The 20509-nt window shown below is 53.8% G+C and carries 22 protein-coding genes; 15 read left to right on the forward strand and 7 right to left on the reverse strand.

What is annotated here, in order from left to right; genetic code table 11:
- Positions 1–17: 17 nt before the first annotated feature.
- Together fadH and DI14_RS04985 are read right to left on the reverse strand one after the other, a co-directional pair.
- Positions 18–782 (reverse strand): 2,4-dienoyl-CoA reductase, encoded by a 765-nt coding sequence (fadH, locus tag DI14_RS04980; protein ID WP_034805989.1) that lies wholly within the window; start codon positions 780–782, stop codon positions 18–20.
- A 95-nt stretch (positions 783–877) separates the two neighbouring features.
- Positions 878–1948 (reverse strand): N-acetylglucosaminidase, encoded by a 1071-nt coding sequence (locus tag DI14_RS04985; protein ID WP_034805993.1) that lies wholly within the window; start codon positions 1946–1948, stop codon positions 878–880.
- Positions 1949–2026: 78 nt separating this feature from the next.
- On the opposite strand from DI14_RS04985, the gene DI14_RS04990 reads away from it, so the two are divergent.
- Positions 2027–3025, forward strand: a complete 999-nt coding sequence (locus tag DI14_RS04990) for an aromatic acid exporter family protein (RefSeq protein ID WP_034805996.1) — start codon at positions 2027–2029, stop codon at positions 3023–3025.
- A 172-nt stretch (positions 3026–3197) separates the two neighbouring features.
- Positions 3198–4325 (forward strand): M20/M25/M40 family metallo-hydrolase, encoded by a 1128-nt coding sequence (locus tag DI14_RS04995; RefSeq protein ID WP_034805998.1) that lies wholly within the window; start codon positions 3198–3200, stop codon positions 4323–4325.
- A gap of 48 nt (positions 4326–4373) precedes the next feature.
- Here the strand turns inward: DI14_RS04995 and DI14_RS15495 are convergent, their stop codons facing one another.
- Positions 4374–4547, reverse strand: coding sequence for a hypothetical protein (locus DI14_RS15495; protein WP_167331260.1), 174 nt, complete (start codon positions 4545–4547; stop codon positions 4374–4376).
- A gap of 74 nt (positions 4548–4621) precedes the next feature.
- Here DI14_RS15495 and rnz point away from each other — a divergent pair, with 74 nt between their 5' ends.
- The 7 genes from rnz to DI14_RS05030 are packed head-to-tail and all read left to right on the forward strand — an operon-like array spanning position 4622 to position 9283.
- Positions 4622–5527, forward strand: coding sequence for a ribonuclease Z (gene rnz / locus DI14_RS05000; protein ID WP_034806001.1), 906 nt, complete (start codon positions 4622–4624; stop codon positions 5525–5527).
- A gap of 1 nt (position 5528) precedes the next feature.
- Positions 5529–6419, forward strand: coding sequence for a hypothetical protein (locus tag DI14_RS05005; RefSeq protein WP_034806003.1), 891 nt, complete (start codon positions 5529–5531; stop codon positions 6417–6419).
- The gene (locus DI14_RS05010; RefSeq protein ID WP_034806005.1) at positions 6416–6826 is read left to right on the forward strand and encodes a DUF4430 domain-containing protein; all 411 of its coding nucleotides are present in this window, start codon (positions 6416–6418) and stop codon (positions 6824–6826) included. Before DI14_RS05005 ends, DI14_RS05010 begins: the two co-directional genes overlap by 4 nt.
- Entirely contained in the window at positions 6804–7478 is a 675-nt protein-coding gene (locus DI14_RS05015) for a hypothetical protein (RefSeq protein ID WP_034806006.1), read from the forward strand. Before DI14_RS05010 ends, DI14_RS05015 begins: the two co-directional genes overlap by 23 nt.
- Positions 7441–8397, forward strand: coding sequence for an ATP-binding cassette domain-containing protein (locus DI14_RS05020; protein ID WP_034806007.1), 957 nt, complete (start codon positions 7441–7443; stop codon positions 8395–8397). The genes DI14_RS05015 and DI14_RS05020 overlap by 38 nt, the downstream gene beginning before the upstream one ends.
- Positions 8370–8915 (forward strand): hypothetical protein, encoded by a 546-nt coding sequence (locus DI14_RS05025; RefSeq protein ID WP_034806008.1) that lies wholly within the window; start codon positions 8370–8372, stop codon positions 8913–8915. Before DI14_RS05020 ends, DI14_RS05025 begins: the two co-directional genes overlap by 28 nt.
- Before the next feature lie 29 nt (positions 8916–8944).
- Entirely contained in the window at positions 8945–9283 is a 339-nt protein-coding gene (locus tag DI14_RS05030) for a hypothetical protein (RefSeq protein ID WP_152545868.1), read from the forward strand.
- A 25-nt stretch (positions 9284–9308) separates the two neighbouring features.
- Here the strand turns inward: DI14_RS05030 and DI14_RS05035 are convergent, their stop codons facing one another.
- Entirely contained in the window at positions 9309–10103 is a 795-nt protein-coding gene (locus tag DI14_RS05035; protein WP_034806010.1) for an SDR family oxidoreductase, read from the reverse strand.
- Between the two features lie 147 nt (positions 10104–10250).
- Between DI14_RS05035 and DI14_RS05040 the strand changes: the two genes are divergently transcribed.
- The 3 genes from DI14_RS05040 (at position 10251) to DI14_RS05050 (ending at position 13872) form a co-directional block, all read left to right on the forward strand.
- Positions 10251–11150, forward strand: a complete 900-nt coding sequence (locus DI14_RS05040; RefSeq protein WP_081825818.1) for a peptidase U32 family protein — start codon at positions 10251–10253, stop codon at positions 11148–11150.
- Positions 11151–11160: 10 nt separating this feature from the next.
- Positions 11161–12411 (forward strand): U32 family peptidase, encoded by a 1251-nt coding sequence (locus DI14_RS05045; RefSeq protein WP_034806056.1) that lies wholly within the window; start codon positions 11161–11163, stop codon positions 12409–12411.
- 81 nt (positions 12412–12492) lie between these two features.
- Positions 12493–13872: an MATE family efflux transporter gene (locus tag DI14_RS05050; RefSeq protein WP_034806012.1), complete on the forward strand. Its 1380-nt coding sequence runs from the start codon at positions 12493–12495 to the stop codon at positions 13870–13872.
- On the opposite strand, the gene DI14_RS05055 is transcribed toward DI14_RS05050, so the two are convergent.
- A complete protein-coding gene (locus DI14_RS05055) occupies positions 13867–14736 on the reverse strand; it encodes a DMT family transporter (protein ID WP_034806014.1) in 870 nt (289 codons plus the stop codon). The two genes, DI14_RS05050 and DI14_RS05055, sit on opposite strands and share 6 nt — an antisense overlap.
- Positions 14737–14860: 124 nt before the next feature.
- On the opposite strand from DI14_RS05055, the gene DI14_RS05060 reads away from it, so the two are divergent.
- Positions 14861–16993, forward strand: a complete 2133-nt coding sequence (locus DI14_RS05060; protein ID WP_034806015.1) for a DNA topoisomerase III — start codon at positions 14861–14863, stop codon at positions 16991–16993.
- Between the two features lie 14 nt (positions 16994–17007).
- Here the strand turns inward: DI14_RS05060 and ytzI are convergent, their stop codons facing one another.
- The gene (gene ytzI, locus DI14_RS05065; RefSeq protein ID WP_034806018.1) at positions 17008–17187 is read right to left on the reverse strand and encodes a YtzI protein; all 180 of its coding nucleotides are present in this window, start codon (positions 17185–17187) and stop codon (positions 17008–17010) included.
- Between the two features lie 154 nt (positions 17188–17341).
- On the opposite strand from ytzI, the gene DI14_RS05070 reads away from it, so the two are divergent.
- Positions 17342–18460: a PP2C family protein-serine/threonine phosphatase gene (locus DI14_RS05070; protein ID WP_235193396.1), complete on the forward strand. Its 1119-nt coding sequence runs from the start codon at positions 17342–17344 to the stop codon at positions 18458–18460.
- A 591-nt stretch (positions 18461–19051) separates the two neighbouring features.
- Here DI14_RS05070 and DI14_RS05075 read toward each other — a convergent pair.
- Positions 19052–19987: a magnesium transporter CorA family protein gene (locus DI14_RS05075; RefSeq protein ID WP_034806021.1), complete on the reverse strand. Its 936-nt coding sequence runs from the start codon at positions 19985–19987 to the stop codon at positions 19052–19054.
- 139 nt (positions 19988–20126) lie between these two features.
- On the opposite strand from DI14_RS05075, the gene DI14_RS05080 reads away from it, so the two are divergent.
- Positions 20127–20504, forward strand: coding sequence for an Hpt domain-containing protein (locus tag DI14_RS05080; protein ID WP_034806023.1), 378 nt, complete (start codon positions 20127–20129; stop codon positions 20502–20504).
- The last annotated feature ends 5 nt before the right edge of the window (positions 20505–20509 follow it).

Here is a 20509-nt window from a genome sequence, read left to right on the forward strand (position 1 = left end):
TCCTCGGCCATTTATTGTTAGAATGGATGTTTATTGAGCCAGTGACCGCCATCGAGCGAGATGCATTCCCCGTTCAAATAACGCATCTCATCCGACGTCATCCAAAACGCCAAGTCGGCAATCTCTTCAGGTGTGCCGAAGCGTCCGAGCGGGACGTTCCGTCGGATGCGTTCCACTTCCTTTACGTGAACCGCGAGTTTGTCGGCGCCGCCCGTCCGTTCAATCGGTCCCGGGCTAATCGCGTTAATGCGCGCGCCGAACTGATAGCCCCATTCCACCGCGAGCGTCCGCGTCAAATTGAGGACACCGGCTTTCGCGGCGGCGCTCGGTGCGACACCGGCCCCGGCCTGCCAGGCGTAGGAGGCGACCATGTTGATGATTGAGCCGTCGCGTATCTGTTCAGCTTCCCAATGTTTTCCGAGCGCATGCGTGCAGTTGAACGTGCCGTTTAAGACGATGTCGATGACGCTCGTCCAACCATTCGGCGTCAAGTCGAGCGTCGGACAAACGAAGTTACCGGCGGCGTTGTTCACGAGCGCATGCACCGGTCCGTAGGAGTCGATGATGCGTTCAAGTGCCTGCTTGCATCCATAATAGTCGCGGACGTCGTGCTGGACGGCCAACGCCTGTCCAGTGTCGATCGCGTTCAGCTCGGCCATCGCCTCATCGAGCCGTTCTGCGTTTCGGCCGCTGATGGCCACGTTCCAGCCTTCTTGTTTGAACTTGAGCGCCATCGCTTTCCCCATACCGGACGACCCACCTGTAATCCAAATCGTTTTCATACATATTCCCCCTCTAAAAATGAATGGTCGTTCATTCATGTATTCTTGATGTGACGGGGGAATTCCTGCAATAAAAAAAGTGATGGCGTGCACCATCACTTGATTCGTTCATAATATGCAGAGCCTAGGGCACGGTCGATCCGATACATCGTGCCGGCAACTTTCTCACCCCAGTACGGGTCTGAAGCGTAATAGATGTTGATGCCTGTTTGTTTGTTCCCTGGGTACGGGCCACGCGCATACGCCCCGGTCACATACTTCTCGGCGAACAATCGTGCCGCCGCATCGATGCTCGCCTCGACGGTCTCGAACGCCGCCGCGTTCCCGCTCGGGTCGTCATCGGTCGCCTTGAAGCCGAACAAGTTGTTCTTGTCTCGGGCGATGGCCGACGTGCCGTAACTCGACTCGTGCCCGGCAACGGCGAGGAGGAACACGGCGTTGATGCCATGTTTCGCTTCTGCGTCCTTGAAGGCGGCACCTTTTCCTTTGAGCGGAGAGTCAGCGAGCGTCTCGAGAAAACGGTCTAGTTCAGCCGCTCCGTATGGGGCAGGTGTCTCGATTGAGGCGAATTGATACGGCGAGGCAAACACGTCGCGAACGTTCTCCGTATAATAGCGATCCGGCGCCGCCCCGCCGGCCGGTCCGACGAGAAACGTGCCGGCCAAAAAGTCGTTCGCCTCGACGGTGTGATACACGTCGCCGTCACGGACTTCATAGAATCCGCGTCGCTCGACGAGTGCGTCCGGATAGAGCGTCATGTTTGCGAGCGGCACATACACGTCCGCGCCTGAGATGCGCACCTTCAAATGGTCGTTCCCACGCTCGAGCAATCGCAATCGAGTACCTCCGGCCACATACGACTGCCGCTCGGACAAGGCGGCGTCTTTAAAGAGGTAAGTGACCTCGTCCGTCGGTGTCACGGCGATACCGGAGCCGGTGAAGTCGATGACGTCACCATCGGGTCCGACGAGGGCGCGCTGTTCGCCTTGTTCCATATAAGATCTTGCCTCATCGAGCGACTCGAACTGTCGCGTCTCGGTCGTGCCGTCGACGTACGTCTTGACCGTATACGTGCCGACGGAGCGTCCCTCGAGCCAAAGAAAACCAATGACGGCGATACCGAGGATGACGAGGGAAGGGAGGATTTTTTTCTGTTTTGTCTTCATGTTCCATCACTTCCAAACATAAGGATTGCCAAACACGCGAAACTAGTGAACAATTTTGTATGAGAAAGGGGGGATTTGATGAAAATCGGGTCACGTACGCTGAAGACGGCCGTCGCCGCCGGGATCGCGATGCTCATCGCTGAGACGATTCATTTGGATTACTATGTGTTCGCAGCCATCATCGCCATTCTCAGTATTCAAGAGACAAGGAAGAAATCCTTCCGTGCCTCGTATGAACGGGTCATGGCGAGTTTGATTGCCATCGGCATGGGTGCGCTCATGTTCACGCTCCTCGGCTACTCACCGGCCACACTTACGTTATATTTTGTCATGTTTATCCCGCTCGTACAACAGCTCAAACTGCAGGACGGGATGATCACGAGCGTCGTCATCTTGACGCATCTGTATACAGAAGGTCGATTCACAATCGAGTTGTTCATGAACGAATTACTGTTGATTGCGATCGGTGTCGGTGTCGGGCTCATCGTCAACATGTACATGCCGGCACTCGACCGGGAGATTGAACGCATTAAAGACAACATCGACCGGGCGCTCGCCGTGTATTTTTATGACATCGCGGCTTGTGTCGAGACAGGCATCTACAACGACCACGCCATGATGCTCTTGAAGACGCGCGATTATTTGAAGCAAGGAAAAGACCTCGCGCTTCGCCGGATGGGGAATTCGATCGGGAAACGGAACGAGGATATGGATTACCTCTACTTCCGGATGCGCGAGCGCCAGTATGACATCTTGAAACGAATCGTCGACAACGCCCGTGAGATCACGCTCGTCGTCGATGAGGCAAAACCGGTCGCGACGTTCCTCCGCCTTGTCGGGGACAATGTGAATGAGCGGGCCGACGCGTCAGCGTTCCTCCGTGAGCTCGATGCGACGATCGACCACTACCGAAAAAACGTACCCCTCCCCACGTCACGTGAGGAATTCGAGGTACGTTCGTCGCTGCTCAATATCTTGTCGGATGTGAAGAGCTACTTGATTTTAAAAGAGCGCTACATTCTGCTGTTAAAAGAACATGGCCATGCTCGAGAGCACCGTGCTGAGCAAAAAGATTGATACGATGACGACAACGCCGATTTGAATGATGCGCTGTCGTTTCTTTTGTTTATTTTTCATGTCGTTCCTCCATTACACGTTTGACCCCATTGTACAGAATGGAAAACGTTCGTGCAATCGTCATGAGTTTGGTATAATGACCAAGAAATGTTTGGATGGAGGGATGGTTTTTATGGTAAACGAGACACGCGTGCTCGACACGTTTTTAGGACTTGTCGGCATCGATTCAGAAACGAAAGAAGAAGCGGTCATCTGTGAGCACTTGAAAGCGGTGTTCACTGAACTCGGCTGTGACGTCTATGAGGATGACGCATCGACGAAGACGGATCATGCGGGGAACAACTTGATCATAACCGTTCCGGCTACGAAAGAAGGTGTCGACCCGATTTACTTCACGGCGCATATGGATACGGTCACGCCTGGTAAAGGCATCAAGACGAGTATCAAAGACGGCTACGTCATCACGGACGGGACGACGATCCTCGGGGCGGACGATAAGACCGGCCTCACGGCGATGATTGAGCTCGTGCGCGTGTTGAAAGAGGAAGCGATTCCGCACGGTCAAATCCAGTTCGTCATCACGGTCGGCGAAGAGTCGGGCCTTGTCGGGGCGAAAGTGCTCGATTTGTCTAAAATCGAAGCCAAGTTCGGTTTCGCGCTCGACTCGGACGGCCCGGTCGGGGACATCATCGTCGCCGCGCCGACGCAGGCGAAAGTGAACGCACGGATTTACGGGAAGACGGCTCATGCCGGCGTCGCCCCTGAGAAAGGGGTGTCGGCCATCCAAATCGCAGCGAAGGCGATTGCGAAGATGCCGCTCGGGCGGATTGATGAAGAGACGACGGCAAACATCGGACGGTTCGAAGGCGGACGAGCGACGAACATCGTCTGTGATTACGTCGAGGTGTTCGCGGAGGCGCGTTCGCTCATCCAGGAGAAGATGGAAGCACAAGCGGACGCGATGAAGCAAGCGTATCTTGAGACAGCGGCCACTCTAGGTGGACGTGCGGAAGTCGACATCGACATCATGTACCCTGGCTTCAAGTTCGAAGAAGGTGACGAGGTCGTCGAGATCGCGAAAGCGGCGGCTGCTTCAATCGGCCGTCCGACGCGCATCCTTCACTCGGGCGGTGGGTCCGATGCGAACGTCATCGCGGGAGGCGGCATTCCGACGGTCAACCTTGGCGTCGGCTATGAAGAGATTCATACGACGAACGAGCGGATGCCGCTCACAGAACTGTATAAAATCGTCGAGTACGTCGTCGAAATCGTCAAGCACGTCGCCACACCGAACAAGTAACCAAAAAAGAGCCGACATGACGTCGGCTCTTCGTATGTGTTCGTGCAATTATGCGGCGAACTCCAGCGACTCGAGAATAAGTTCATCGGTACAGTGAAGTTCTAGTGCTATGTCGTGAATGCGGATTGAGGTGCCTTCTTCTTGTTGGTGTTTGCGATTCAACAAAGTCGCTCGTTCCCGAATCACTTGATAGACAGTGTCGGAATGGTCAACTGTTTTCATCACGGATCACATCCTTTTCAACGATTACGTTAAGTATAGCATGGAACGGTGTACAAGAAAGGACAAAATTATTTATGAAGTTACATTTTTTAGGAACTGGGTCAGGGATGCCTTCGAAACAACGGAACGTGTCCGGGCTCGGTTTGACATTACCGAAACAGACGTGGTTGTTCGATTGCGGCGAAGCGACACAGCATCAAATCCTCCATACGTCATTGAAGCCAAGGAAAGTGTCTGCTGTCTTTATCACCCATCTCCATGGCGACCACGTCTTCGGCTTGCCGGGTTTTTTATCGACGCGCTCGGCGCTCGCGGGGACGGACCCGCTCACGCTTTATGGGCCGAAAGGGATTAAGAAATGGCTCGAGATGACGCTGAACGTGACGGGGTCATATCTAGGGTATCCGTTGACCATCGTCGAGTATAAGGATGGAGACGAATTTCTCCAGGACGGTCATCGCGTCACGGTGAAAAAGCTCGAACACCGTTTTCCGTCGTACGGGTTCCGGATTGAGGCGCCGATTCGCCCAGGGACGCTCCTCGTCGACAAAGTGAAGGCGCTCGGCATCCCGAACGGGCCGATTTACGGTCAAATCAAGCAGGTTGAGACGTTCGAGTTTGAAGGGAAAACGTACGCGTCTAAAGAATACGTCACAGAGCCAGTCACCGGGCCCGTCATCGCGATTCTTGGGGACACGGTGCCTTGTGAGAATGCGGAGCGGCTCGCCCGGGACGCAGATGTGCTCGTCCATGAGGCGACGTTCATGGAGGCCGAGGCAAAACTCGCCCGACAATACGGTCATTCGACGACGGTCGAGGCGGCAGCGCTCGCGAAGACGTGTCGTGTCGGTCAATTGATTGTGACACATATCTCGGCACGCTATCAAGGACGGGAGTCGGAGTTTAAGGCGGAAGTCGTCACGGCGTTCGGCAATAGCCACGTCGCGTCCGACTTTGATGAAATCATAGTGGGGGATTGATGTGACTATTCAACTTTACGTGTGGCTAGGGTTTCTCGTCATCAGCGTGTTGCTCGGCTTGCGCTTGAACCAGCTGAAAGAACCGGAACCGCGCTTCTTCTTAAAGTTCTTGTTCTACTCATTGCTCGGAATCGTCTCGTTCCCAATCGGCGGATTCCATATTCCAATCGGTTTTTTGTTATCTTTCTTGTTTTTCCCGAAACGGAACAGCCGTTACAAATGGTACGGGGCACTCGTCGGCTTCTTTTTCTTTATCGTGCTGTTGTTCGTCCCGCTGTTCGACCAATCTGAGTTTCGGGCCGAGTCGCAACAAATCGGGGCCGTCTCGATTCAAGATGATTCGTTTGACCAGATGACGAACCACATCTTGCGTCGGGTCAACGCGGAAGCGATTAAGCTCGACCGCAGCAAAATGGTGTTCACTCGGGACGGCGACTTGCAGTCACTCGAGTACTTGCTCCTCGTCGAACGTAGCAATTCGTTCCAACAGATTCGCATCACTTACGACGAATCGGGCGAATTGTCTTACCGGCAAGTCGACGAGTTGAACAAAGATTCAGGGCGTGCTTTTTTCGAAAAACTCGTCGACTTTGATCGCGTGTTAAATGCGGTCGGGGATACGGAGTGGCAAGACTTCGTGGACCAAGTGAACGCGCCGCTCGTCCAGCTCGCTTTCGACGGGCTGTACGACATGTATACGTATGAGAACGAGGCGATGTTCATGATTAACCGGGAAGGCCGCGTCGTCAAGTTTTGGCTCCAACGTGACCCGGTGCTTGCCAACAGCATCCAACTGTCGGGACTCACCCGAGAAGGAAGGAGCACCGGAGAGCGTTATATTATTTTATACAACTATTCCATTCACCAACGAGAGGATTTGACGGACCAATGAAACGATTACTCCTGTTAGGCTTACTCGTCCCAATGCTCACGGCTTGTGCCGGGACTGGGACTGAAGAGGCAAGCGACGGATGCGCCGTCGAACCGACCATCTCTGTATACAACGCGGCGACGGAAGAGACGCTCTTCCATGAGAAGAGCGTCTGTCTCGATGAAGGGGCGACGGTCATGGATGCGCTCAAAGCGACGGAACTAGAGATTGAATCGGTAGGCGACGGAGAGATGACATACGTCACCGGAATCGATGGCATCGAGGAAAAATCAGAAGGGCAATCATCAGGTTGGGTGTATGCATTCAACGGTAGCCCGGGTGACGAAGGTGCCGGAGCGAAAGAAGTCGAGTCGACCGATATCATTCAATGGCGTTTTGAAGAAGATGCGATTTCTTTCTTCGAATGAGGCGGATTGGGAGCGAAGACATCCGGTCACGCTACTTTTCTTTCTTTTGGCGCATCTGTACGTCATCGTGCATTTGAACGGATCGCTTTGGCTCTTATTCGGCTTGGTCGGTCTGCTCCTCATCGAGCGCCGGTTTCCGCTGGCGATGACCGGTGTGCTCATCGCGTTCACGCTCATCTCGTTTTCCCCCGTCTTGATTGGATGGGACGTTTCGACGGCGCGGGTTACGCGTCAACTCGTCCAATTGGCGACGTTCTTGTTCGGGATGGTCTGGGTCAGTCGTTTCCTAAAGCTTGATCGGCTGTTGCCTTTACTCGAGCGTTGGCCGCGGTCGACGAAACTTCTTTACGGCGGATGGGCGCTCATTCCTTCGATGGAACGGGCCGTGCGTCTGTCCTTGAAGAGTCATGCGCGTCAAGACTGGCAGGAGGCGGTGGTCGTAGGGATTGAGAGCCAACGCGATGAGCCCGTATACGCGAAGGCGCGGCTGCGACGCCTCGGCTTGCATGACGTCACCCATCTGATTGTCATGGGGATTTGTTTCATAGCGATTTATTTAGGGTGGCCAGTCATTTGGTTACTGTATCCGTATTTAACGAAAGGAGGGCTACGCGATGGAATGGTTATCTTCCGGACAGGGACGAGTCGATGAGTGGGTGACCACCAATGGCGCGACGCCCGTTAAACTCGATTCACCGCTCGCTGGCAGGGTCGCCTCCTTGCTCATCGAGGAGGACCCGTTATATGGGTCCGAGGTCGTCGCCATCTTGCAAATCGATCACTTGCTCTATAAGCGGTTCGATGAATGCTCGAGCGGCGAACGCCAACTCGTCCGAATCGCCCATGCGCTCATGAGACGGCCACAGGCGCTCGTGTTACATGAGCCGTTCCGCCATCTTGATCGATATCGTCGCGAGCACTTGACGATGTTATTGGAACGTCTCACCCATCTCGGCGTCAAAGTGGCGTATACGGAGCGGGCGCGTGAGGCCGGTGCCGCATCCGCCTTTTCAGTCGCCCCTTCAATTGGGGAAGTCGAAATTTCGGCTCGTGACGTGTCTTACCGTCATCCGCTGCAACCTGCATATGCCGTCGAACATGCGACGTTCACGGCGGACAAGCCCGGCTTGACCGTTTTGATTGGCACGAACGGGAGCGGAAAGTCGACACTACTCGAGCTGCTAGCGAAAAGCATTCGGCCGCTTCAAGGGAAAATCAAGCGAGTGGGACGCCCGCTTTATTTACCGGCCGAGGAAGAATACGGTCCGTTCCCGGAGGCGTCGAACCGTCGGGTCGCCCAGCTGGCGGCCGTTCTCGTCGCGGATGTCCCGATCGTCTTGCTCGACGAACCGACTGTCGGTCTGACAGATGAAGAGCGGCGGCATTTTTGTCGGGCGCTCCTTGAAAAGCGACAGACCGCTCAGCTTATTTGCGCGTCTCATGATCCCGTCCTTCTCGAGCATGCCGATCGAGTCGTGTCGCTATCGAATGGCACCATCGTCTTCGATGGAACAAAAGAAGCATTCATGGAACGGAGTCTCGTATGGTCACATTCCTCGTCGGCGCTGTGATGGCGTACGGGTTAATGTCCCGATTCGAACGGACGACAACCCCATTGGCCGTGTTGACCCAGCTGCTCGCCGTGGCCGTCATCGGTCGTTGGCTGTTCGTCGCCATTCCGAACGTCCAACCGACGACGGCAATCATCATGTTGACCGCACTGTATTTTGGGTGGACGAGTGCCGCGATGCTCGCCTTGTTCGTCCCGGTTTTATCCGGACTGTTGCTCGGACTCGGTCCGTTCGTCTTGTATCAGTTTCTAGGGTGGCTCGTCGTCGTGACGACGGTGGTCGCGCTTCGGCGAATACTTATGAAGTCGAGACTCTTGCTCGGTCTCACCGGTCTAGCGGCGGGCTTTCTGTTCGGATGGACGACGAACGTCGCTTACGCCGAGGTGATTGGCAGTGAATTCGTGAATTTGCTCATCTTGAGCGTACCGTTCGACTTGGCTCATGGCGTCGGTAACGTTTTCTTCTTGCTCGTCTTGCGAGATCTGTTTGTTCGCATATTTGTCCGGGACGAAGGGTAAATGTTATGGAAAGAGTGAGGTGATGCATCGTGAGTGATTATATCAACGTCTATGAATTTGGCATGTTCCTCTTCATCGGATTGTTCTTCATCGGACTTCATATCTTTTTCATTCTTCGCCGCTTCGTCCGGACGCGTTATGCGATGGTCGGGGTGCTCGCCGCGAGTGTCTGGCCGGCACTCATGATCGTCTTGTCCATCCAGTCCATCGACTTGGTTCAAGCGATCATGTCACGGGAAGCATCGACCGCTTCCATCCTCGCTGTCACGAGCGTGGCTGTGACCGGGCTGATGCTCCTCATTCCTGCAGTCGTCCTCATCAAGCGCCTGTTCCACGTCGTCGATTGGCCGACACGTAAAAAACCGTAAAGCGCCGCAGCGCTTTACGGTTTTTCTATGCGTTCGGAACTTGTTCCACTGCCGCGTCGGTCGGTTTTTGGAAACGTCGTAAAATTTCGAGGCTGACGGCGCGTGGCATTAGTTTCGCCGCGCCGACGAGCAATTGGTTCGATAGCCCTGGCACGATGACACGTTTATTGTTCATGACCCCTTTGTATCCGAAGAAAGCGACAAGGTGCGATGGCATTTTCGATACCATCATCTCGCTGCCGGCTCGATTGAAGAAGCCTGTGTCGGTCGGACCCGGACAGAGGACGCTGACGTGAACACCGGTGCCTTTCACTTCGGCATGAAGCGCTTCGGTGAGGGAGAGGACATACGCTTTCGTCGCATAATAGACCGCCATGTATGGACCAGGCTGGAACGCTGCGACGGAGGCGACATTTAACACATGACCGTGATTGCGGCGGACCATGTCTGGCAAATAGGCCTTCGTCAATTCCGTCAAGGCGTTGACGTTCAGGCGGACTTCTTCGGCTTCGGTCTCTGCATCCAAGTCGATGAACTCCCCGGCCGTGCCGAACCCGGCATTGTTGATGAGAAAGTCGACCGTCAACCCGGCTTCTTCGATGGCGTGGGTCAGTCGCTTCGCAGCCTGATGTTCCGACAAATCGAGGGCGAAGACGTGGACGTTCACCCGGTATCGCTTTTCGAGCACTTTCTTCAATTCATGTAGGCGGGGCTCGTTTCGTGACACGAGGATGCAATCATACCCATCGCGGGCAGCCAATACGGCGAGGTCGAGACCGATGCCGGTCGAGGCTCCAGTGATTAAAGCTGTTTTGGACAAAGTGGTTCACTCCTTTAGAAAAGTCATACATTGTTACTCATTTCTTCACGAGATGTTAAATTCCTGCCTCGCTCGCATATCGAAACGTATGCTAGAGTATAGCAAGAATATGTGATTAGACTCACAAAGTCAGGAGAAGAGAATGAGATGATGATTCAGTTAATCGCGACGGCGCAAAGCGTCGCGCAAGCAGAAGCACTTATATTAGCGGGGGCAGACCGTCTCATCGTCGGAGAGTCGACGTATGGATTGCGTCACAAAGGTGACTGGTCGCTCTCGGCTGTGAGAGAAGTCACAGCGCTTGCACATCGATATGGAAAAGAAGTCACGGTCGCCGTGAACAACTTGATGCACAACGATCAAATCGCGTCATTACCGGACTATTTGAGCGCGTTAAAAACGATTAGGGTCGACAGTGTGACGGCCGGCGACCCTGGTGCGATTTCATTAATCCGTAAAGCCAATATCCCCTATTGGTACGACGCTCAAACGCTCGTCACGTCGGCCCGGCAGATTCAATTTTGGGCGAAGCGGGAAGCGATCGGTGCCGTCGTCGCCCGTGAAGTGACGTTGACCGAACTTAATCAGATTCAGCGTCAACTTGGTCTGCCGATTGAGGTACAAGTATACGGTCCGACATGTATCCACCATTCTAAACGTCCACTCGTAACGAACTACTTCAACGAGTTAGGACGAAACGAGTCGGGGGAGATGCGTGAATATTATATAAGCGAACCGAATGATGAAACGAGCCGTTATCCGATTTACGAAGATGCGAACGGCACCCACGTCTTTTCAGAGGATTTGACGTTAATGGCCCAACTGCCCGAACTGTTCCGAAACGGGCTCCATACGTGGAAGCTTGACGGATGGCATGCCGGGGAGCAGTTCGTTGAAATTGTCGCCTTGTTTAGTCAGGCCCGCTCGCACCTGTTGAACGCCAAGTTTGACCGATTCGAGATGGAGCGGCGCTTGGCCGCACTCCAGCCTGAACCGTTCCGGCTCGGAACCGGACTACTGTTACGAAATCCAGAAGAGATCAAGTGAGGGAACGATGATGAGAAGACGACCAGAATTATTGGCACCGGCAGGGAACTTGGAGAAATTGAAGATGGCGATTCGATACGGGGCGGACGCGGTCTATATCGGCGGGCAACAGTTCGGTTTACGCTCGCGCGCCGGAAACTTCAGTTATGACGAAATGCAAGAAGGGATTGCGTTCGCCCATGCGAATGCAGCGAAAGTGTATGTGGCCGCCAACATGGTTACGCACGAAGGCGATATCGAAGGGGCGGGCACGTTCTTCACGACGTTACGTGACATCGGGATTGATGCCGTCATCGTCTCCGATCCAGCGATGATTGAGGTCTGTCTCTCGGAAGCACCTGGGCTTCCGGTCCACTTGTCGACACAAGCCTCGGCGACGAACTACGAGACGCTTCGATTCTGGAAAGCGGAAGGGTTGGAGCGGGTCGTACTCGCACGTGAAGTCTCGATGGAAGAAATCAGGGAAATGAAGCGACACGTGGACGTCGAGATTGAGACGTTCGTCCATGGGGCGATGTGCATCTCGTACTCCGGTCGATGCACGCTCTCGAACCATATGGCGCTCCGTGACGCGAACCGAGGCGGCTGTGCGCAGTCTTGTCGGTGGAAATATGGTTTTTTTGAAGCCGATGAACTCTTGACCCCGGCTATGGAAGCCCGAGACGAGGAACCGTTCTCGATGAGCTCGGTCGATTTATCGATGGTTCGTCACATTCCAGACTTGGTCGAGGCGGGTGTCGACAGTTTAAAAGTGGAAGGACGGATGAAGTCGATTCATTATGTGGCGACGGTCTGTAACGTGTATCGAAAAGTAATCGATGCCTATTGTGACGATCCCGAAGCGTTCGAATTCGACCCGGCTTGGGAAGAGGAGATTTGGAAAGCGGCCCAGCGTGAACTATCGACCGGCTTTTATTACGGGACGCCGACCGAGAGAGAGCAACTGTTCGGACAGCGACGTGCCATCCCGCAATATGCGTTCGCGGCGCGCGTCATCGCATACGATGAACAGACTCGTGAAGCCACGCTCGAACAACGAAACCATTTCCGATGTGGGGAGGAGGTCGAGTTTTTCGGTCCCGGTTTTACACGGTTCACACAACGGATTGAGGAAATGTGGGACGTCGAAGGGAAGTCCGTCGAGACGGCCCATCAGGCGATGATGACCGTTCGTGTCCGCGTCGATTATCCGGTCGACGTCGACTTCATCATGCGCAAGCGAAAAGTCAGAGTGAAGGAAATTGCCGCGATTGAAACGTGACACATCGCACAAGACAACATAGTCGACCGTTCCATTCAATCTTGCTACCCTATTACCATAAGAGATGGAGGGGATGGAAGGATGAATCAAAATACGGAGCAACTCCGGACCGAGCCGATTGCGCGACTGCTGTTTAAACTGTCGCTCCCGGCGATGATCGGGATGCTCGTGACGGCGCTCTATAACATCATCGATACGATCTTTGTTGCACGTGGCATCGGGGCGTCAGCAGTTGCGGCGATTGGGATTGCGTTTCCGATTCAAATGATTCTCATGGCTGTCTCAAGCGCGGTCGGGTTAGGGGGCGCTTCCATCAGTTCCCGGAAGCTCGGAAAAGGAGATGACGCCGGCGCGGCCGTGACGTTTTTAAACGTGCTCGTCCTCGTCGGCGTGTTCGCCGCCTTTGCCGTCAGTTCGGCCTTCTTTATGCTCGATTCGATTTTGACCGTCTTCGGGGCGACGGCCGCCATCATGGAGTTGAGTCAACAATACTTATCTGTCGTACTGATCAGTTCTCCGTTCTTCATGTTCACGCTCGCGGCCAGTGCGATGGTACGGGCCGAAGGACAAGCGCCGTATCAGATGAAAGTGATGCTCACGACGGTCGTCGTGAATTTGGTGACGACCCCGCTCTTCATCTTCACGTTCGGTTGGGGCATTTACGGGGCGGCCTGGTCGACCGCACTCGCGCAAGTCGTCGGTTCGATTCTCATGCTACGCTTTTTCTTCTCAAAAAAACGCCGAACGGCGCTCGACTTCCAATGGCGGAAGTTTCGGCTTCGTTTCGGCGAGTTGAAAGAAATTATGGCGATTGGATCCTCGTCGTTCATCATGATGGTGTCCCAATCGATTTTATTCGTTTGTGTGAACGTCATGCTCGGGACGTACGGCGGGACAGAAGAGTTGGCCATTTTCGCCATCATCAACAAATTTATGGCGCTCGTTGGGATGCCGATCATGGGCATCGTGCAAGGGATGCAACCGATTGTCGGCTATAATTTTGGCGCGCGCCAGTTCGAACGAATGCGCGAGACGATTTGGACGGCGCTTCGGGCCGGCCTCGCGATCGCCGTGTTGATTTGGCTGACACTTCAGCTGTTCCCGAACCCGCTCATGCGCATGTTCACGAACGACACCGCACTCATCGCTGGTGGGGTCACGGCAATCCATGTCCTGTTCGCCGCGTCGTTTTTACCGAGCGTCCAAATGCTCATCAACGGCATCTATCAATCGCTCGGCAAGGCACGGGTGGCGATGTTTTTATCGCTCTCGCGTCAGACGCTTTACACAATCCCGCTCGTGTTTATCTTGCCGTCTTACCTTGGCGTGTTCGGCGTTTGGCTCGCGTTTCCGATTGCCGACGCGCTGACGTTTTTGACAGCGGTCGGCATGGCCGTCTGGGATCGGAAACTGTTATTCCGCCCGGCAGAAGAGGAAGTCAAACAAGCGACCAACTTATGAAGCGACGTCCGCTCTTACAGAGCGGGCGTCTTCTTTTAAGAACAAGTATATCCCGCCGAGTAAGACGGCTGCCCCAATCAGCTGGAACGGGCCGAGCCGTTCCTCGAAAAAGAAGAAGCCGAACAACATGCCCCAGAGCGCTTCTCCGAGAATGGTGATGCTGACGACAGTGGCGCTCACACGGGCAAGCGCATAATTGAATAAGTTATGCCCGAGTAGCGTCGGGAAGAAGGCGAGGGCGATGAAATACCACCAGTTGACCGTCTCAAAGGCGACGAACGTCGTATCGCGAACGAGCAGCATGAAGCCGAGCACGATTGTCGCGACGATATAGACGCTAAACGAATAGTCGTTTGTCTTCATCTCCGTCCGGACGTGTTGTCCGACGAGCCAATAGCCGGCAATCAAGATAGCGGCCGCTAAAGCGAGCGCGTCCCCGATGAGTGCGTCCCGACCGAGCTGGAAATCACCGGCCGCGACGAGCATGCCGCCTAGAACGGCGACGAGGGCGAACGTGAGTCCTTTCGGTGTCGGTCGTTTTTTGAAGAACACGGCGTTCCCGATTAACACAAAAATCGGACTCGATGTGACGAATAGTGTCGAGCTCGCGACGGTCGTATAGTCGAGCGATAAGAACCATAACCAGAAATGGAAGGCGAGCAAGACGCCGCTCAGCCCGATCGCATAGCGGGTGTTCGTCCGCAAGGAGACGAGCGACCGATAATCGAGAAACGGCAACAGCATCAGGCTCGAGAACAACATGCGATAAAATGCGGCCGTCTCGGCTGGTGCGGACGTCCATTTGACGAAGAGGACGCTCGTTGATAAGAAAAAGACGGCAGCAAAAAGAATCAGATAAGACAATCGATGGCCCTCCTTTTGTATGTATGTAATCCTCCTAATGATATAGTAAAATGACAGAGCGACCAACATAAACTCGAATCGTGACGCAAACAATTGTAGTCGCGTCACAGAGGAAAGGAACGATATGAGACTAATCATTGCCGAGAAACCATCGCAAGCACAAAAGCTTGCGGCCCCATATCCGTCAAAAAAACGGAAAGAAGAGATTGAAATCTCGCCGTGTGCCCGTTTCCCGGAAGGGGCGATCGTCGTTTGGGCGGTCGGGCACCTGTGCGAGTTGCAAGAGCCGGCCTATTACCGACCGGAATGGAAGTCATGGAAGTACGAGGCGCTCCCGATCGTGCCGGACCGGTTCGACTATCGCATTTCGAAAGGGAAGTCAAAGCCGTTCCAGACGATCAAACGATGGCTCCATGACAAGTCGATCACGGACATCATCATCGCCTCGGATGCCGAACGCGAAGGTGAGGCGATCGTCCGGCTCATCTTGCGGTTGGCCGGGAATAAGAAGCCGCTCACGCGCCTTTGGATTTCCAGTTTGACGGAACAGGCGGTCGACCGTGGCTTCGCGAACTTGCTACCAGGAGAAGAGACGGTCCCGTACTATCACGAGGCGATGAGCCGGGCCTGTGCCGATTGGCTTGTCGGGATGAACGCTTCACGAGCGTATACCACGTTACTGAAGACGATCGGGATTGAAGACGTCTTTTCGCTCGGCCGCGTGCAGACGCCAACCCTCGCGCTCATCGTCGAGCGGGAACGTGAAATAAAACAGTTTGTACCGGAACCATATTTTGAGGTCGAGGCGACGCTTCAAAAATCACGGGCGACCTTCAAAGCAAAATATACGGTCGGGAAGACAACGAAATTGAAGACCCGGCAAGAAGCGGACGACGTCGTCAAACGCGCTTCCGGTCAAGCGGTCGTCCAATCGATTGATACGGAAGAGAAAATCGAACAACCGCCGTTTTGGTTCAGTTTGTCCGGCTTGCAAGCCGAGGCTGGGAAACGATTCGGGTTCGGTGCAAAAAAGACGCTCGATGTGGCCCAAAAGTTGTACACAAAAGGTTGGATCAGCTATCCGCGGACGGACTCCGGATTCGTGACGCCAGACGAGGCGACGCTCTTCCCGGTGACGAAGGCCCGTCTGTTGAAGTCTTCGGCTTATGCCGAGCTCGCGCCTTTCTTGACTGAGAATCCGGCGTCCAATAAACGTTACGTCAACGCGAAAAAAGTGAGTGACCACTATGCGATCATTCCGACGGAGGCGTGCGGGGACGTGATGCGGTTGAGCGGGGAGGAGGCGAAGCTTTACGATTTAATCAACCGACGATTCCTCGCCGCGTTCGCCAAACCGGCAAAGCTCGAGAAGACGACGGTCGATTTAATGGACGGGAACGATTTGTACCGGGCAAAAGGGACGGTCGTCGTCAGTCCGGGGTATCGTCAAGTCGTCGAGATGAAATCAAAAGACGTCGAACTGCCTGCCCTTGAAAAAGGAGAGGTGCTCGCTGAACGAAAAGTCGAAGTACTGTCAAAGCAGACCGAACCACCGAAACGGTACACGGAAGGGGCACTCATCTTGGCGATGAAAGTCGCCGGCCGCCAGCTAGACGATGATGAGTTGATTCATATCATGAAAGAGGTCGAAGGGCTCGGGACGGAAGCGACTCGAGCGAACATCATCGACGGGTTGAAAAAGCGCGGGTACGTCATGCTTCAAAAGAAAGAGCTCGTCCCGACGGACAAAGGGCGACTGCTCATCGACGTCCTCGGAGACAGCATCCTTGCTTCCCCGGCGATGACAGCGAAATGGGAGAAGCGACTTCATGAAATCGGTCAAGGCGCGGCCTCTGCCGCCGAGTTCATCGATCAAGCGAAGAAGATGTCCATCCATCTCGTCGATGAGGCGAAAAATCGAGTCGGATCAGCCAACCCGGAAGGCTATACGATTGAACCGAGACGCGGTTCGCGTAAAGGCCCGGGCTCGAGTCGTCCAAAACCGTCGTTCGGCGTATGCCCGAGTTGCGGGAAAGCACTCGTCGAGCATCCGAAATTCATCGGGTGCAGCGGTTTTCGAGACGGCTGCAAATTCACGATGTCGAAGCAAGTGCTCGGAGTCGGTATCTCGAAAGACGAGTTGAAGCAGATGATCGGTGGGGGCCAGTCGAACGTTCATACGTTTACGAAAGGGGAAAAGACGTTCAATGCCGCCCTTTATCTCGATGATGGGGCGCTTCGATTCGAGTTCAAATGAAAACAAGACCGTCCTCATGGGCGGTCTTGTTTCTCTTCTTGCTCTTTTTCTAAAATGCGGCGATTGATCTCGTCATAATCGAGGACGATGTCATCCTTGTTGTCTTTATAAGCGTATCCTTTTTGGATGACAACGACAGAGGCGATTAAGACGAGCAAGATAATCAAGCCGCTCACGGCGAATATCCATCCCATCCGGCATCCCTCGCTTTCATAATTCTAGTATGCCAAACTCTGCATCATTTCTCCACGCTTGAACCCGACGAACTGTCACAAGTTTGAAATGGGCGGACCGCCGAATAAATATGATACAATAACTCTTAGATGAACATTGACTGAGAAGGTAGGGATGAAGATGGCGATTATGATTGTGGATGATGAACCGGTCAACACGATGGTTCTCGAACAATTATTGCATCAACACAATTACGAGACAATCGCTGTCTCAAGCGGTGAAGCTGCGCTTGAGCTCCTCATGGATCCGCAGGCACCGTCACGGTATGATCTAGTCTTACTCGATGTCGAGATGCCCGGTATTTCAGGTATCGAGACGTGTAAGCGAATTCGTCAGATGGCCGGGTACGAAGAACTGCCGGTGATCATGGTGTCGGGGCGAACAGAAGAAAAACAAATTGCCGAAGGACTCGACGCCGAAGCGTCGGACTATACGACGAAGCCGATTAAAATTACGGAATTGCTTGCCCGGATTCGTTCGGCTTTGCGCTACAAGGCAGCCGTCGATGAACGAAAAAAATATGAGGCGCGACTGCAGTACGACCTCGACTTGGCGCAAAAGATTCAACAAAGCGCGTTGACGCCGCCAATCAGCAATGGTGAGATTGATGTGCGCGCGCTCTATTTACCGTCTAAAAAATTGGCGGGCGATATGTACGCTTGGTTCCAAGTCGCCCCGGACCGCTATGGCGTCATCATCTTCGACGTCATGGGGCACGGCGTCTCCTCGGCGCTCATCACGATGGGCATCCGTTCGATTTTGCCAGGGCTCGTCGGGAACGTCCAGTACCCGGTTGACGTCATGAGCGAATTGAACCGACAGATGACTTTCTTGTTCTCTGGGGACGACATGCAAAGTTACTTCACAGCCGTTTACTGTTACATCGATACGACGAACCGCCGAATCGAATACGTCAACGCGGGCCATCCGCCGGTCATCGTCACGTCAGATGAAGGCGTCTGTCACCTGGAGACGACCGGGGTGCCGGTCGGCATGTTCGAAGAGCCGAACTATGAGGCGAAAGAGATTGAGATGCAGCCGGGGATGGTCTTGCATATGTACACAGACGGATTGATGGAGTGCTACAGTAAAGACATCGACGATGGCATCCGTTGGCTCGAGAAAGACATCGCCACATACGGTGTCGGCTATGCCGACCACGTCGCCGAACGTCTCGTTCCGAAAATCGAGATTGAAGATGACCTTTGTCTCGTCACGGTCAAACTCATGTAAAGTGATCGAAAAGGAGCGTCATTCCGGAAGGGATGACGCTCCTTTGTTTTCCTTGCTTCAGCCGCCCTGTCCGGCACGCCGCTTTCGTGTCGGCGGGCGTCGAGCCGTATCGCGAAACGCTGCTCGGTCTCGCTGATTCCCTAGTCGGTGTGCCCTAGGGTGGCGCGTCATTCCGGACGATGCTGGCTGTAACCAGCCAACATGGAGACGATCTCGCTGCTGTCCAACCTACCGAACATGAAACTGAGCCTGTATGTGGTCCTCTATGACCTGTTGATTCCGGCCGATGTCATGTAGCAAGTCGGGCCAGTCACCTTTATCACATTCTCAGACTCGAATAGATTGAGGCTTTATCTTCGGCATTCGAAGCCGAAGATAAAGACAAACGGCCACCGAATGGCAACCGTTTGCGTCGCTCGTCCGAGGTGCCCCGAATCCTGCAGGAAAGCAATCCAACGGAGACCCAGCAGCGATGCGAGTCGCGATGCGGCTCCGGGATTGCCTGCGGAAAGCGTGGGCGCCGGAAGGACGAGCGATGTCAGTCATGTTAGTCAACAAATTAAGCAACCACACGTAGTGATTGCTTTCTGTCTAAAAATACCGTTTCCGCCATAAGATGTAGAATGCGAGGCTCGAGAATCCGAGCATGAGCGTGATGGCGATGACGAAGCCGATCTCTTGTCCTTCGAACGGCACTTCGACGTTCATCCCGAAAATCCCAGAGATCATCGTCGGGATGCTCAAGACGATCGTGATGGACGCCAAGAACTTCATGACGAAGTTGACGTTGTTCGAAATGATTGAGCCGAACGCTTCCATCTTGATGCTGATGATGTCGTTATAAATCGACGCCATCTCCATCGCCTGACGGTGCTCGACGAACACATCGTCGAGTAGCTCCTCGTCCTCTTCATGCTTCTCGAGACTCGGCGTCTTGACGATTCGGTCGAGGACACTGTCATTCGCCTTCAAGGACGTCATGAAGTAGACGAGAGATTTCTGTAAGTTCATCAATTGAAAAATTTCTTGGTTTCGCATCGATCGTTGCAACTCTTGCTCGAGCTCATCCATCCGCCGGTCGATTTGACGCAAAAAGCGCAAATACGTCATGCTGACGCGGTGCAGAATTTGAAAGACGAATCGGCTGCGATAGTTCGTCCGGAACAAGCGGGCTTTTCCGGTCGAAAACAAGTTCAATACGTCAAGTTCTCGTGAACAGACGGTAATGAAATGTCTCCCGGTCACGATGATACCGAGCGGGATCGTGTTGTAGGCTCTTCCCGTATCGTCTTCTTCAACGTACGGTACGTCGATGATCATGAGGAGGCCTTCATCATCTTTTTCAAACCGTGGTTTTTCTTCAATATCGAGCGGGTCATAGACGAAGTCTTCCGGGATGCCGGAGGCGGCGATGACTTGATCGGCCTCGTCTTTCGTCGGATTGACGAGCTGAATCCAACTGCCTTTTTCAAAGTCTGCAATCTCGTCGACATGTCCTGACGCGTCGGTCCGGTAAATCGTTAGCATAGTTCTCCTCCTACCTTAGCTCAACTTCATTATAGGTAGGCGTTTAGGGGAGCGCAATCGGAAAGAAGGAGATTTTTTCTTTTCTGGCGAAAACGTGCTACAGTGAGGAAGAATGGATTGACATTCAGACAAAGGAGGGATGGAGTTGTCACAAACGCCCAAGCATGCTCTGTTTAACGAAGAAAAGTTGGCGGAGCTCCATCAAATTGCCGGCGGGAATAAAGATTTTCTAACGAAAATCGCTCAAACGTACTTGAAACAGTTTGAGGACAAGTTTCCTGAATTGAAGCAAGCGGTCCAACGTGAGGACCACGAACAAGTCGAACAACTCGCCCACCTGTTAAAAGGTGCATCGTATTCGGTCGGTCTCGAACAGACGGCCGAACAGTTCCACACGCTCGAACGAGCGGGGGAAGAGGAGGTTTCGGACGATTTAGATCCGGTGCTCGATACGATCGAACAACAAATGGAACGATTTTCGGTGGAATGGGATGACCATTTCGACCGATTCAATTAAATCAT

Source organism: Exiguobacterium sp. AB2 (assembly GCF_000696055.1).
In the GTDB taxonomy this organism is placed as follows: Bacteria; Bacillota; Bacilli; order Exiguobacteriales; family Exiguobacteriaceae; genus Exiguobacterium; species Exiguobacterium alkaliphilum.

Excerpts from the sequence above, each read along its gene's own strand:
- fadH (WP_034805989.1), bottom strand. The coding sequence starts at position 782 with ATGAAAACGATTTGGATTACAGGTGGGTCGTCCGGTATGGGGAAAGCG.
- DI14_RS04985 (WP_034805993.1), bottom strand. The coding sequence starts at position 1,948 with ATGAAGACAAAACAGAAAAAAATCCTCCCTTCCCTCGTCATCCTCGGT.
- DI14_RS04990 (WP_034805996.1), top strand. The coding sequence starts at position 2,027 with ATGAAAATCGGGTCACGTACGCTGAAGACGGCCGTCGCCGCCGGGATC.
- DI14_RS04995 (WP_034805998.1), top strand. The coding sequence starts at position 3,198 with ATGGTAAACGAGACACGCGTGCTCGACACGTTTTTAGGACTTGTCGGC.
- DI14_RS15495 (WP_167331260.1), bottom strand. The coding sequence starts at position 4,547 with ATGAAAACAGTTGACCATTCCGACACTGTCTATCAAGTGATTCGGGAA.
- rnz (WP_034806001.1), top strand. The coding sequence starts at position 4,622 with ATGAAGTTACATTTTTTAGGAACTGGGTCAGGGATGCCTTCGAAACAA.
- DI14_RS05010 (WP_034806005.1), top strand. The coding sequence starts at position 6,416 with ATGAAACGATTACTCCTGTTAGGCTTACTCGTCCCAATGCTCACGGCT.
- DI14_RS05015 (WP_034806006.1), top strand. The coding sequence starts at position 6,804 with ATGCGATTTCTTTCTTCGAATGAGGCGGATTGGGAGCGAAGACATCCG.
- DI14_RS05020 (WP_034806007.1), top strand. The coding sequence starts at position 7,441 with ATGGAATGGTTATCTTCCGGACAGGGACGAGTCGATGAGTGGGTGACC.
- DI14_RS05025 (WP_034806008.1), top strand. The coding sequence starts at position 8,370 with ATGGTCACATTCCTCGTCGGCGCTGTGATGGCGTACGGGTTAATGTCC.
- DI14_RS05040 (WP_081825818.1), top strand. The coding sequence starts at position 10,251 with ATGATGATTCAGTTAATCGCGACGGCGCAAAGCGTCGCGCAAGCAGAA.
- DI14_RS05045 (WP_034806056.1), top strand. The coding sequence starts at position 11,161 with ATGAGAAGACGACCAGAATTATTGGCACCGGCAGGGAACTTGGAGAAA.
- DI14_RS05050 (WP_034806012.1), top strand. The coding sequence starts at position 12,493 with ATGAATCAAAATACGGAGCAACTCCGGACCGAGCCGATTGCGCGACTG.
- DI14_RS05060 (WP_034806015.1), top strand. The coding sequence starts at position 14,861 with ATGAGACTAATCATTGCCGAGAAACCATCGCAAGCACAAAAGCTTGCG.
- ytzI (WP_034806018.1), bottom strand. The coding sequence starts at position 17,187 with ATGGGATGGATATTCGCCGTGAGCGGCTTGATTATCTTGCTCGTCTTA.
- DI14_RS05070 (WP_235193396.1), top strand. The coding sequence starts at position 17,342 with ATGAAGATGGCGATTATGATTGTGGATGATGAACCGGTCAACACGATG.
- DI14_RS05075 (WP_034806021.1), bottom strand. The coding sequence starts at position 19,987 with ATGCTAACGATTTACCGGACCGACGCGTCAGGACATGTCGACGAGATT.
- DI14_RS05080 (WP_034806023.1), top strand. The coding sequence starts at position 20,127 with ATGGAGTTGTCACAAACGCCCAAGCATGCTCTGTTTAACGAAGAAAAG.